Below are 12633 nucleotides of genomic sequence, written 5' to 3'. Positions count from 1 at the left end.
GAAATGTATCAAGCAGTTTGTTGTCTGACAGAGACGCCTGCTTTCAGCTCTTACTTGTTTACCCGGAACAAGTCCAGGATTGCCTGGAAAATGCCACGCTTCGCCGGTTTCTGTTCAGCAGGCACACCATAGGCCGGAGCAGGCGGCATGCCTTGCTGCTGCATCATCGGGTTCTGTCCCATCTGTGATAACGCGCCAGAAGCAGGCTGCTGTTGTTGCATATAGGGCCCCTGCGCTGAATAGCCACCCCCATAGCCAGGCTGATTGTCGCCGGGTGTATTGGGAATCCCGTTGAGAGATCCGGGTTGCTGCGGTGCATTCATTATACCAGATGGCATCCCCTGCATAGGTTGCATCATGCCATGCTGAGACATAGCAGGCTGCTGTGGCACAGGAGAATCAGGCACACCCAACGACGTATTCGGTGCCATCATCGGTGGCGACTGCGGCTGCTGCTGTGGCTGTGATTGCGGAAGATTGGGCGCAACAGATGCCACTCCAAGCATAGAAGCAAAAACATTCGCAGCCACTTCTGTTCCTTCGGAAGCCGCTACCTCGCTCTTCGGGCGGCTTGGAACGCGCATACTGGCAGTATTTGAGTGAAAGACCCCGGAACGATACTGGTTGTTGCCTCCCTGCTGCTCCTGGCCTCCCTCACGTAGCCAGGTGGGTAGCGAGCTCTCATCGATTAAGGATGACGCTACCAGATTCCCGCCCTCAGACGGAATGTTCTGTGCTCCCCCTGGCGTTGCTGGCACAGCAGACGGGGCCTGAAAAACGCCACTGTTCGGAGCAGGCATCGTTGAATTCTGCTGTCCGCTTTCCTGCATCCAGCTCGGCAACGCGTTTTCGTCGAGCAGAGACGAAGCGGCAATTCCTGGCTGTACAGGCTGCTCCACGCCTCCGGCTGGTGATGGATCTTCTTGTTTCATCCAGGAAGGCAGAGACTGCGAGTCAAGTAGATCCTGCGCAGACAACAACTGACCGGGTTTCGGCGGCTGGAAAGCTGCTGGCGGCTGCTGTGGCTGCGCTTGTTGCGTGCCCGGGAACATCGTATTTGCCGGCGGCTGCATCGCTGGCGGTTGTTGTTGTGGCTGCCGCCTGTTGGGTTGCGCAGGCTGAGCAGCAGCGGGCTGCGCCGGTGTTCCAATATTTTTGAGCCAATCAGGCAGGGCCTCGGGCTCAACCAGGCTGGATGCATCAATACCTGATTGCGGGATCTCACCGGAAGACTGCTGATCCTTCATCCAGGAAGGCAAAGATTTTTCATCAATGAGCGAGCTAGCGGAAATTGATTTCTTGCTCTCATCGGTAGCAGGAGTGGCGAAAGAAGCAGGACTCACAGCGGCCTGAGGGCCAGAGAGGCTCTGATCATTCTCCATACCAGCAGGGCGCATCCAGGGCGGCAATGCGCCTTCCTCTACCAGATCAGCGGCAGGAAACGCATTAGGACTGCGTGGAGGGGTCGCAGGCCGCTCGTTTGCTCTCAACGATTCCAGCCAGGGCGGCAATCCCGGTTGACCCTGTTGGGCCGGGGGACTCATCTGTGCTTGCTCATTTCCAACTCTGCCGGAAAGAGGTGCGCCGCATGATTGGCACCTCCCTGTAGTAGCAGGCGTTAACTTCCCACAGCGGTTACACGTAATCACTATTGCTCCTCACTTTCGCCAGGTCTCGCTTTCTTTGGCAGTGTATCACTCTTCTCGGCACGTGACAATGACAGCAATTTACAAAAAGAGACATGCTGATATGATACAATACACACCATATACATTCCAAAAAGTACTACACCAGGAGATACCCATGCCAGAGCAACTGTCGGGCAAAAGTGGGATAACAAAACAGCCGCCATTTACATTATATTTGACGCTTCCACTTCCACCGAGCATTAACGAGCAATACGCTACTGTAAATGGGTACCGCGTCAGCACGCAGATAGCTCGTCGCTTCAAACAGAATGTCCGGGCTGCACTACGCACACTGGAGCAGCAAGGGCACCTGACAGATTGGCTCCGCAAGCAGTTTCAGGCTAGCTACCTGGCACTTTTCCTCGATTTCTATTTTGAGACCCCATTCAAGCGGGATCTCGACGGAGGGCTTAAAATCACCCTGGACGCGCTTTGTGAAGGGCTCGGGGTAAATGACAATAGGGTAGTGAATATTCATCTTATGAAACATATCGACCCGCTTCACCCCCATCTCTATCTTGAAATGGAGGCGCTCACAGATTGGCAATTCGATAAACAGTACGTTCTTCTTACTTAGTCTTTGATGCTTGTCAGCCCTTCGCGCCTTCACTAAGATAGAACTGATAAAGATGGCTTTCTGTAACAGATGCAGCAGCCGATTTTATACATAGTACTACGAAATTGATACCTCCTTACTGTACAGCTACGTCCTGAATCAGGTGACAATTATAATGACGAAAGAACACAGAAAACGGCTACTTTTCGGCCTTTTTTTGAGTAGCGGCATAGGCCTCCTGGCTTATAAACGTCGCTCGCTTAGTCGCGGCGGAGTGGCAGGAGCAACGATTACCGGCACCGCCACCGTTGGTGCGGGCGGCTGGCCCTGGGGCTTTGCGCTGATCTTCTTCTTTGTTTCTTCCACTTTGCTCTCGCATTTCCGGGTACAGGACAAAGAACGAACCGCCGCGGACAAGTTCAGCAAAGGCTCTCAGCGCGATCTTGCACAGGTCGCGGCCAATGGTGGAGTTGCCACCGGGCTCGCACTGGCGCATGGGCTGGCTCGCTCATCAACCACAAAAGAGCTGCTACATGCTGGCTATCTGGGGGCCCTGGCAACTGCGACTGCCGATACCTGGGCGACCGAGCTAGGAGTGTTAAGTCCTCATCCTCCCCGTCTGCTGACAACCGGTGAGATCACCACCCCGGGCACATCAGGAGGCATCACCCCGCTTGGCACTGCGGCAGCAGCAAGCGGCGCCCTCAGCTTGGGCCTGTTCTCCTTGCTACTCTCCCTGAAGCAAAAGGGGGCACAATATTTCCCGTTCCTGACATTGCTCAGTGGTTTCGCAGGCAGCATGATCGATAGTGTGCTTGGCGCGACCGTTCAGGCCATGTACTACTGCTCCACCTGTCAGCAGGAGACCGAACAGCCCATTCATCGGTGTGGCACTCACACTCGCCCGCTTCGTGGCTACTCCTGGTGCAATAATGATGTTGTGAACTTTCTTGCCACGTTGTGTGGTAGTCTGATTGCAGCAGGAGCTTACGGTCTCTCTGTCATCTTAGCAAGAAAAGAAAGGTGAGGAAATAGAAATAGCTATGCGCCTTCTCTTCCGTCTTCTCTCGAAAAACTGGCATCCTGGGCGGGCTGCCGTCGCGGGCCTGCTCGCCACGCTGGTGTACAGTGCCGCAATGGAAGGCGATAAAGTCCTGATCGGGAATCGCTTCAATGATGTTCGCTTTATTGAGGGTATAATTGGCGGGACAAAGCGAACGAAGAAGAGCCTTGTGCTCGCCTGGCTCATCCATTTACTGAACGGGGTCGCGCTCGCCGAGCTCTACGCAGCAATTGGCAAGCGGTTTCTTCCTGGCCCCGATTGGCTCAAGGGCTCTATCTTCGGTGAGGCCTTTATTACCGCTGCCTGGGTCCTGACCCCGCTGGCGGACAAGTACCATCCCCTGATTCAAAATGGCGAGATGCCCCCTCTGGCAAACTGGCGCTCTTTTGGTCAGAACCTGCTGCGGCACCTTGCCTATGGTCTGACACTTGGCCTGCTCTATCGTGACAGGGCATAAAAAAAGGGGAAGCGTTCAGTATCGCTTCCCCCCTTTTCAGGAAAAGTAAACACATATCTATATACACAGCGCCTCAGACAATATGGCGTACCCACTGGCTGATAAGCGGAAGCCGATAATCTGGATGCATCCAGGCCATTACCATCAACCAGCCCCAGAGAATAGCGCCGACCCACCAGAGAATATTCAACAACAACCCAAGCCCAAAATCGGTCAGGATGTGCAACACTGGTAACCAGCCAAGCATTCCCTTGAGCATTGATATGCCAAACATGACGATCGAAAGGGCTCCAAAAACAATAATGGATTGCAGTCCGTGCCAGCGCACATTACGATTCTTCTCAAAGAGGAAGAAGAAAAGACCCGAGAACGGCCCAAAGAGATAAGCAAGCACTCGTTCAAGCCGCTCATCCAGTCCGAGAGATGTCATCTTTTGCATCATGGAAATGCCTCACATTTTCAAACCTGGAACATTTTCGCCAGTCTGCTAACATATACGGAGAAGGCTCATGTGTTGTTGCACGATGACAGGACCATCGGGATAGGGGTGTTCGCCAACTGTTCTGATTACACGGCTTGTTGTCGGGATAGGAAATTTGCCGTATAATTGGTAACAACCTGGGAATAGTCTGTACAACTGGCTTGGTAAAACTATTATTTCTTGCGGAGGCTGAACCCTTCATGGATGGTTTTTTGATTGCTGATATCTTCGGTTTTCTCATTTCCCTGCCGATCGCGCTGTTCCTCGCCTTCTGGCTCAGTGCAGTGCGTAAAAAAGCGGCTGTTGTAGGCGGTGCATTTGTTGCCGGTCTGATTGGCTTTCTCGTTATTCTCTTGCTGACTGATACACACATCTTCGCGAATCCGCTGATCAACACCGATCCGCTGGCCGTTTTCTTTAGCTCGGTCTTCTTCTGTTCAATTCTCGGTCTTGTCGGTGGTATCCTGACAGATCTGCTGCTTGGCGGAAAACGAAGCAACAATTATTCAGCGGCCCATTAAAGTAGATACATATGTTTTATCTCCTTCACGGTGACGATGAGTTCACCCTGAGAGAACACCTGAAAACGCTGAAAAAGCAGGGCGACTTTGGCTATAACCAGGATATCTTTGATGGCTCCTCAACCGAGCTGCAAAAGATTATCGTGGCAAGCGATACCATGCCTTTTCTCTCGGAACAGCGCCTTATTGTTGTTGAGGGACTTCCTAAGAAGAAAGGCAGAGGCACCGCTGAAGCAGACGCATCGGGAAAGGCGACCAAAGGGAAACGGAGCAAGAAAAGCAAGGGCGGTGCAATGACCCGTGCAGCCTATGAGAAAGCTCTTGCAGAATATATCGCTCAGTTGCCCGACTATACCGTGCTGATCTTGCTAGCGGATGAGACCCTTGAAGCCTCTCATCCGCTGGTCAAAGCAGGCGAGAAATACGGTAAGGTTCTGCAATGTACCCTTCCCAAAGGGAACGCGCTGGAAAGCTGGATCAAGCAGCGAGCAAAGAGCGTTGGCGTCTCGATTACCCCCGATGCAGTCTCGTTACTGGCAAACTTTATCGGAAATCAGCTTCGTCTGCTTGCCAACGAAATCGACAAACTGGCAACCTATGTCGGTGATAACGGAACCATCACTGTCAGCGAGATCGAGAAGCTCTCCGCTCAGGTCCAGGAGGCAAAAGTTTTCGACCTCACCGATGCGCTGGCACGTCGCAACCGCAAGCAGGCCTTAAATATCCTGCATGATCTGCTCTCGGATGGAGAGCCGCCAATCAAGCTGATCAGCCTTATCATCTCACAGGTACGCTCATTGTTGCTGGTGAAGGAGCTGGCACATAAGGGAATGCGAGACGGACAAATTGCCTCAACGCTCGGCATGGCTCCCTTTATCGCGAAAAAGACCCTCGGTCAGGTCAATAACTTTACACCTCAACAGCTTGAAAACACCTACCGCAAGTTACTGGAAACAGATGCAGCGCTCAAACGCAGTCGCCTGACACCTGAAATGGCTCTGGATATGTTGATTCTGAGCTTTGGTGCGTGACTATTCTCCTCTCTCCCTCTGAAAGCCACAAACCAGTATGCTACAATGAGGAAGGATCAGACGAAAATCTGTCCTAACACCTGGCACTCTGGTGCTATGAAGAGAGAAAAAGGGGGAACCTGGATTATGGCCGATATTGAGCGGCTACACAACATCATCGGTTTCCTGGAAACAATCGATCAATTTAAAACGTGCTATCGTGCCGCTTATCTGACAAACAGTGACCGACACGAGAATGACGCCGAACATACATGGCATATGGCAATGTTTGCCCTCCTGCTCCATCAGGAGCTGTCCACGCCGGTTGACCTCGAACATACCCTCAAGCTTATTTTGACGCACGATCTGGTCGAAATCTACGCAGGCGATACCTTCGCGCACGACGCGGAGGGGCATCGTGATAAGCAGGCCAGAGAGGAGGCAGCAGCTCATACTCTCTTTTCCCGGGTTCCTGAAGATATCGGGGAAGAGCTCTATCAATGGTGGCGCGAATTTGAGGAAGGGCAAACGCCAGAAGCACAGTTCGCTCGGGCAATGGATCGGCTTCAGGCCTTTGCGCAGAACATTTTTGCCCGGGGGCGTCTCTGGCAAGAACGGCAGGTCAGCGAAACAACCAGTCGTGCCTATAATGAGCCAGTGATGCAGTTTGATCCCGCCATTGCCAGCGCTTATGAACTGCTCTACCGTCGCGCCCGCGCAGAACGGCTCTGGCCTGAAATCGAATAGTAGCGATGTTTCCGCGTCTCCGAGTATGCTATACTGTCAGGCACCCAGGAACTGGCTCGTCACTGTTTCAGGTCACTGCACAGGCTCCATATGGCCTCTCAGAAGAGAGGATGAGGATAGAAGATAGAAGAGTTATGACAGCAACACCTCTGCAACAACGGATTATCGAACGAATTCAACAGGAAGGCCCATTGACCTTTGCGCAATATATGCGGATCGCGCTCTATGAACCGGAACTGGGCTACTATGTCAGCAACAAGACCCGCGTTGGTTGGGAAGGAGACTTCTATACCAGCACTGATGTCTCCAGCCTTTTTGCAGCCTGCGCGGGACGACAGCTTCAGCAGCTCTGGGAAGCGCTAGACCATCCTTCGCGCTTCGTCGTCGTTGAACAGGGAGCAGGCCGAGGCGATCTGGGGCACGGCGTTCGCTCATGGGCCGAGCGTACAGTCCCCGAACTGGCGGCAGCCCTTGACTACTATACGACCGATATCGGGACCGGGCAAGATGCACTCGATCCAGCCACACAAGGGCTACAGCCGCATGTGCTCCTCTCCAATGAGCTGGTTGACGCCTTTCCGGTACACGTCCTTGAGAAACGAGGCGACATCCTGTATGAGCTCTATGTTGATCAGGAAGAGGGTCGCCTGTGTGGGTTCCTGAGTGAGCCAGAAAACGAAGAGGTCAGCACCTATCTCGATCGTTTCGCAATACCCTGGCGCACGTTCCCGGATGGCTGGCGAGCCGAGGTGAACCTTGATGCCCTGCATTGGATTGCCAATACGGCACGCTGGCTTCAGACCACACCTCACGGCTTCCTGCTGACCATTGATTACGGCGAGAAGGCGCGTCAGCTCTACACGCCCGAACGTCCACGGGGCACGCTGGCCTGTTACTATCGCCACACCTTTACCGAACAGCCGCTTGCAAAGCCGGGTGAACAGGATATCACAGCACATGTGAATTTCAGCGCTCTAATTGACGAGGGAGAGCGGCACGGCCTGCACCTGCATACCTACACGACTCAGGCTGCCTGGTTACAAAAGATGGGGATCTTTGAAGAGCTGGAACAGATTCGCAAGCATGACTTCGCGGTGATTGATAGCACAGAACGCGCCAGCGATCAGGGACAGACAGCCCTGTTTCAGTGGTATAACCTGCGCCAGCGCGTTCTCGCTCTGACCGACCCGCGCGGTATGGGCAATTTCAAGGTCCTGATTCTACAGCATTAATGCCTGCGCGGATACTGGTAGTTATCATAGGAATTGTCATCGCCCGGGCCTGCACCCGTCTGAGGGAAGCCGCCAAAGGGATTGGGAAGCAGGCTCGGGCTGGTGGGGCTATTATCAGGATTATTGGCCGCTTCCTGATTCTGCCTCAAGGGGTCCAGTCCGGGGCCCGGCGTCGCGTTATTAAAATTATTCAATTCCTGGCTGTTTATTTTCACTTCACCACAGGCCAGCGATTGGCCACTCGCATCGCCCTGATGCACATTGACCCAGACTCCTTTTTGAATCTCGGAACCAAGATTATCACGGGACACGGTTAGCGTCGCGTTCCCCTGGCCATCAGAGGCTACTTTCCCTAACACAGCCAGGGTTTCCCCTCCACAACTCCCCTTATCCAGTGTAATCGTGTAGTTCAGGCCACTGGTCAGGCCCTGGAGTGTCACCTGAAAATCTCGCCCTTTTCCGTCAGGCCTGGGGATAAACTGCGTCACCCCCCCAATTGTTGAGCCATTCGCGGCATTGATCAAGGCATTGCCCGCATTAGCAACATAATCAGGACGAACCAGCAAGAGGAAAAGAATTACCACTCCAACAATCAACGCTACCTGGAACAACCGACCGATCATAGTATCTCCTTGTATGACGCCCAAACGGCGCGTCTTTCAAGAACTCCTGGCAAAAACACTGGCAGTAGATACGCTACAATTGATACTCATCTACCACTAGTATAGGCAAAAACGGCATGACTTACAAGCTCACTTTGAGTTCCTCCCACCAAGCGAGCGTTTCTGGTGATATGATACGAAAAGAGGCAACCAGATACACACTATGAAACGTGTACATGACAGTATGACCTTGAAGTTTTCTACAGGGGGAGAAAAGCATATGAGCGATGAAACAATAGAGCTTGTGCGAAACTTTACCACTGCGATTGATAATAATCAGCCAGATGAATATGAGCCTTATCTTGCGGATACCTTCCATTTTGAGGGCTGGACACCGAAACCACTCGACCGTCAGGGCTTTCTTGACCTGATTAGCGGCCTGAAAGCGGGTATTCCCGGTCTTGCCTTTAATATCCACAATATGATTGATGAGGATGATACAACCGTTTCAGCCACCTGGCATGTCACGGGCTACCAGTCGGACAGCTTTGTGCTCCCGGTGCTGGGCACGCCGCCTATTCCACAGACCGGGCGCAGTATCTCGCTCCCAACCGAGGATGTCGTCTACAAGCTTCAGGACGATAAGATTACAGCGATTCACGCCACAACCAACGATGAAGGGGGAGTCAGGGGGATCTTAAAGCAGCTTGGTATTGATCTGCCGCTGGTACAGTAAAGCAACCGAATGGCAAGCATAAGAATGGCGGTTGAGCCCGCAACGGGTAACACAACCGCCTTCTTCTTTATTTCTCAGGCTCAAGTGGCTGTACGTTTCCAAAAACACGGGCAGGAGCCGGCGTCGGCGCAGCCCAACGTACGGCATTGATAATGACGCGTTGCACCTCGGGCCGATGATAGGTCGGGAAGGTTTCATGCCCGGGACGGAAATAGAAGATCTTGCCTCGTCCGCGGGTGTAGCAGGCCCCACTGCGGAAAACCTCGCCGCCGCTAAACCAGCTTATAAAGACAAGCGTCTCGGGAGCAGGCACATCGAAATGTTCGCCGTACATCTCCTCGCGCTCGATCTCAAAGTATTCGCCCAGACCCTCAGTAATGGGATGTCCGGGAGCAACAACCCAGATGCGTTCATGGTCATTGCCCTCACGCCATTTCAAATCACAGGTGGTGCCCATCAGCTTGCGGAAGATCTTCGAGAAATGGCCTGAGTGCAACACGATCAGTCCCATGCCATCCAGGACCCGCTGATACACGCGCTCAACAACCTCATCCTGTACCTCTCCGTGCGCCATATGGCCCCACCAGATCAGCACATCTGTTGTGTCAAGCACATCCTGCGTTAATCCATGCTCCGGCTCATCCAGAGTCGCTGTACGAGCCTCAATGCCAGCCTGCTTCAGTGCAGCCGCAATGACACTATGCATTCCCTCAGGATAATGTTTGGCAACTTCCGGGTTTTTACGCTCATGACGATATTCGTTCCAGACAGTCACTCGAATAGTCGATGTCATTGTTTCCAGCTTTCCAGATATAGAGACACTATCTTGACACACTCCCCGGGGCTTCAGTCGGAGGATTCTTCTTCCAGCCAGCATGCATATGAGCCGCCCAACGCGACCCGCTGCCAGCAGCTTTTGACGAGACTCCCTCGACGGTTTTCGTCTGCCCGGCGGTACCGTGCAGAGCCTTCTGCACACCAGGTAATTACAGTCTATTGTAACATTTCTTCTCTGGCCCTACCAGACCGATAGCGATCGCTTTCTAGCAATGGGACAAATATGTTTTGCAGGAAGAGCCTTTCTGATTCCAAAAGCTGGATCAACTGCTCTTGTTTCCTATTGCTCTCATCAAACTTGAAGAACGGGAAAAAATCTTGTAGAGAATACAGTAATGCCTTTTGTGTCGAATCTCCAACCACAGAGCGACATTCGTTAGCCCGACAAAGGACAGGCGCAAAAGGCATCTTCTCTCTCGAAGATCTCCATTCATTGTCAGCAATGTATTGCTAGCAGCACAGCGCTGATGTACAATCACAATAACAATCATAATCCAATTCCAGTACAATCACGAAGACAGTAGACCGCATACCTGAACCATAGCTGCTGTCTTCCGGCTCCAGGCAATCGAGATGTCACCAGCAAACAGACACTGTGAAAGAAATTATCAGGCGCGTATGCTATGTATCAATACATAACGAAATCGCTAGAGATGTAGAGCGTTCATGCAACCACGAAGACTCTTACGAATCATTTCTGTCCTTATCCTGGGAGTGGCCGTCTTAGCAGGCGCATGCTTCTTTGTACCTCCTCTTTCGGCTTCCGCCCATAGCTTTGTTATTGGCTCAGATCCAATTGATGGCTCCACCATCGAGAAGGTACCCACGGTCGCGCATATTTACTTCAACGCCGACCTCAGCCCGCTCAGCCGTGCCCGAGTCTATTCGATCCAGAATAACACCCTTGTTGACATTACCGTGGGTGAGAGCAGTATTTCATCGACCAATCCCAGACAGCTCAATATCCCCGTGCAAGCGCCCGAAAAGCAGCCGAAAGGGAGCTATGAGATTCTCTGGACCGCTGTCGCCAATGGAGATGGGCATACTACCAATGGCATCATTGGCTTTAATGTAGGCTTTTCCAGCACCGGAGTCACAGGAACCGTTGTGGTTGGCCCCGAGAGCAGCAATAATCTCTATGGCACAGATGGTTCTCGGGTCTTCACCCCGACTGCTCTTCTTGGTATTGTCTGGGACTGGCTGATGCTCCTGGGACTGGCTCTCTGGATAGGCATTGTTATCACCGAACACCTGATTTTGCAGCCCAGACAGGCGCTTCACGACCTGCTGGAGCGAGTGCGCGAGAAGAGTACTTCGTTTCAGTGGCTCTGCCTGTTTTTGCTTCTCTTTAGCGAGCTCGTCTCGTTTCTGCTTCGTCTGCTTCAGATGACGCAACAGCTTCAGACAGGGATAACGGCCAACACCACCCTCGGGCTTCTGCTCCAGAGTAATTATGGCCGCTTCCTGATCGCGCAACTACTGCTGACGCTCTGTGCAATGGGCTTTCTATACTGGACGCACAAAAACACGGTGACCGCTCCGGTCGTGCGCCCAAAGCAGGCCGCATCCAATCCGGGAGGCATGCGTTCTACCACAAGCGAGCCCCGACATGGAGCGTTAAAAACGCCCTCACAGCCAGGATTGAAGCCCTCTGGCAACGAGCCAGATAAAGCCGCACTCAACCATCCGCAGACGCGCATGCTGTCATGGCAAACGATATTCTGGCTTGTACTGATTGGCCTGTTCTTGCTGGCCTACGTTCTATCAAGCGATGCCGTTCAGGTGCTACGACCGCACTTCAGCGTGATTATCTTCGAGTGGCTATTTCTGGCGGCGCTCTGTGTCTGGCTTGGTGGTCTGGCCTATCTTGGCCTGATTCTGTTGCCGAATATTGATAGCGACCATCAACAGCTACTGAACACAGTTCAGCGCTGCATGGCACCATATCATAAAGCTTGTATTGGCATTTTCCTTGTTAGTGGCATCTTTCTGGCCGAAACCGCGATTCCAGGCATGCAGGAGCTCTTTGGTGACCCATATGGGCGCACACTGCTGGTCGAAGCGCTGCTGTTCCTGTTGCTGCTGGCAAGTGGAGCCTACGCGCTCTATCAGGTGCTCCCTAAAATGGCGCGACAGGCGCGACTCGTACCGGTCGTCAAAGCAGAGCTCCCGGCCAAGAAAGCCCGTCAATCCGCGCTGCAAAACACGGAACGGACTCTCAGACAAACAATCTATACACAAATTATTCTGGGCGGCAGTATGTTTCTTTGCCTGGCCCTATTGACCTTTTATGCGCCCCCGATCGTCTTTCCCGCCAATCAGCCGGGAACTGCAGTATCTCCTTCTGGGAGCAACGCAACGGGCCCGATCACACAGCAGGTAGGCGATCTCTCGGTAACGCTTCAGGTACTTCCCGGCAAGGTGAACGCCACAAACAGCATCGTGCTGGCACTGAATGACGCCAACGGCGCGGCCGTTACAGACGCACAGATCCAGTTACAACTGAATATGATTGCAATGGATATGGGAACAACCCGTGCAAGTGTCAAGAGCGGGAATCCGCTCTATGTCGCCGTATTTGAAAAGGGCACCACCTTTGATATGTCTGGTGTCTGGGCAATCACGGTCCACATTCAGCGACCCGGACAGCAACCGCTTCAAACCACGTTTCAGGTAACGCTACCCTGATTTCGGAGAGGAGAT

Annotated in this window: 13 protein-coding genes; 9 read left to right on the top strand and 4 right to left on the bottom strand. The window is 52.9% G+C overall.

Going from position 1 to position 12633, the window contains the following annotated elements; genetic code table 11:
• Window positions 1-50: 50 nt before the first annotated feature.
• Window positions 51-1544 carry a hypothetical protein gene (locus tag KTH_RS26215; RefSeq protein ID WP_497621840.1) on the bottom strand — a complete coding sequence of 498 codons (1494 nt, stop codon included), beginning with the start codon at window positions 1542-1544 and terminating at the stop codon, window positions 51-53.
• Window positions 1545-1803: 259 nt separating this feature from the next.
• Here KTH_RS26215 and KTH_RS26210 point away from each other — a divergent pair, with 259 nt between their 5' ends.
• From KTH_RS26210 to KTH_RS26200, 3 genes are all read left to right on the top strand, one after another.
• A complete protein-coding gene (locus KTH_RS26210) occupies window positions 1804-2265 on the top strand; it encodes a RusA family crossover junction endodeoxyribonuclease (protein WP_497621838.1) in 462 nt (153 codons plus the stop codon).
• A gap of 154 nt (window positions 2266-2419) precedes the next feature.
• Complete coding sequence (locus KTH_RS26205; RefSeq protein ID WP_497621836.1) at window positions 2420-3271, top strand: DUF92 domain-containing protein; 852 nt, start codon at window positions 2420-2422, stop codon at window positions 3269-3271.
• 16 nt (window positions 3272-3287) lie between these two features.
• Window positions 3288-3764: a DUF6789 family protein gene (locus KTH_RS26200; protein ID WP_497621834.1), complete on the top strand. Its 477-nt coding sequence runs from the start codon at window positions 3288-3290 to the stop codon at window positions 3762-3764.
• Window positions 3765-3837: 73 nt separating this feature from the next.
• Here the strand turns inward: KTH_RS26200 and KTH_RS26195 are convergent, their stop codons facing one another.
• The gene (locus tag KTH_RS26195) at window positions 3838-4194 is read right to left on the bottom strand and encodes a DUF4870 domain-containing protein (protein WP_170142926.1); all 357 of its coding nucleotides are present in this window, start codon (window positions 4192-4194) and stop codon (window positions 3838-3840) included.
• Between the two features lie 251 nt (window positions 4195-4445).
• On the opposite strand from KTH_RS26195, the gene KTH_RS26190 reads away from it, so the two are divergent.
• The 4 genes from KTH_RS26190 to KTH_RS26175 all read left to right on the top strand — a co-directional run bounded on the left by KTH_RS26190 (window position 4446) and on the right by KTH_RS26175 (window position 7755).
• On the top strand, window positions 4446-4766 hold the full coding sequence (locus KTH_RS26190; RefSeq protein WP_497621831.1) for a PTS sucrose transporter subunit IIBC: 321 nt from the start codon (window positions 4446-4448) through the stop codon (window positions 4764-4766).
• An 11-nt stretch (window positions 4767-4777) separates the two neighbouring features.
• The gene (gene holA, locus KTH_RS26185) at window positions 4778-5797 is read left to right on the top strand and encodes a DNA polymerase III subunit delta (protein ID WP_497621829.1); all 1020 of its coding nucleotides are present in this window, start codon (window positions 4778-4780) and stop codon (window positions 5795-5797) included.
• A 126-nt stretch (window positions 5798-5923) separates the two neighbouring features.
• Entirely contained in the window at window positions 5924-6523 is a 600-nt protein-coding gene (locus KTH_RS26180; RefSeq protein WP_497621827.1) for an HD domain-containing protein, read from the top strand.
• Between the two features lie 134 nt (window positions 6524-6657).
• Window positions 6658-7755 (top strand): class I SAM-dependent methyltransferase, encoded by a 1098-nt coding sequence (locus KTH_RS26175; RefSeq protein ID WP_497621825.1) that lies wholly within the window; start codon window positions 6658-6660, stop codon window positions 7753-7755.
• On the opposite strand, the gene KTH_RS26170 is transcribed toward KTH_RS26175, so the two are convergent.
• Window positions 7752-8378: a hypothetical protein gene (locus tag KTH_RS26170; protein ID WP_497621824.1), complete on the bottom strand. Its 627-nt coding sequence runs from the start codon at window positions 8376-8378 to the stop codon at window positions 7752-7754. The two genes, KTH_RS26175 and KTH_RS26170, sit on opposite strands and share 4 nt — an antisense overlap.
• Before the next feature lie 259 nt (window positions 8379-8637).
• Between KTH_RS26170 and KTH_RS26165 the strand changes: the two genes are divergently transcribed.
• Complete coding sequence (locus KTH_RS26165; protein WP_170142923.1) at window positions 8638-9093, top strand: ester cyclase; 456 nt, start codon at window positions 8638-8640, stop codon at window positions 9091-9093.
• A gap of 67 nt (window positions 9094-9160) precedes the next feature.
• Here KTH_RS26165 and KTH_RS26160 read toward each other — a convergent pair whose 3' ends face one another.
• Window positions 9161-9886: a ThuA domain-containing protein gene (locus KTH_RS26160; protein WP_111325604.1), complete on the bottom strand. Its 726-nt coding sequence runs from the start codon at window positions 9884-9886 to the stop codon at window positions 9161-9163.
• A 710-nt stretch (window positions 9887-10596) separates the two neighbouring features.
• Here KTH_RS26160 and KTH_RS26155 point away from each other — a divergent pair.
• Window positions 10597-12618: a copper resistance CopC/CopD family protein gene (locus KTH_RS26155; RefSeq protein WP_497621821.1), complete on the top strand. Its 2022-nt coding sequence runs from the start codon at window positions 10597-10599 to the stop codon at window positions 12616-12618.
• The last annotated feature ends 15 nt before the right edge of the window (window positions 12619-12633 follow it).

The sequence above is a fragment of the Thermosporothrix sp. COM3 genome, from assembly GCF_059696735.1.
This window is presented reverse-complemented; position numbering and strand designations above follow the sequence as displayed.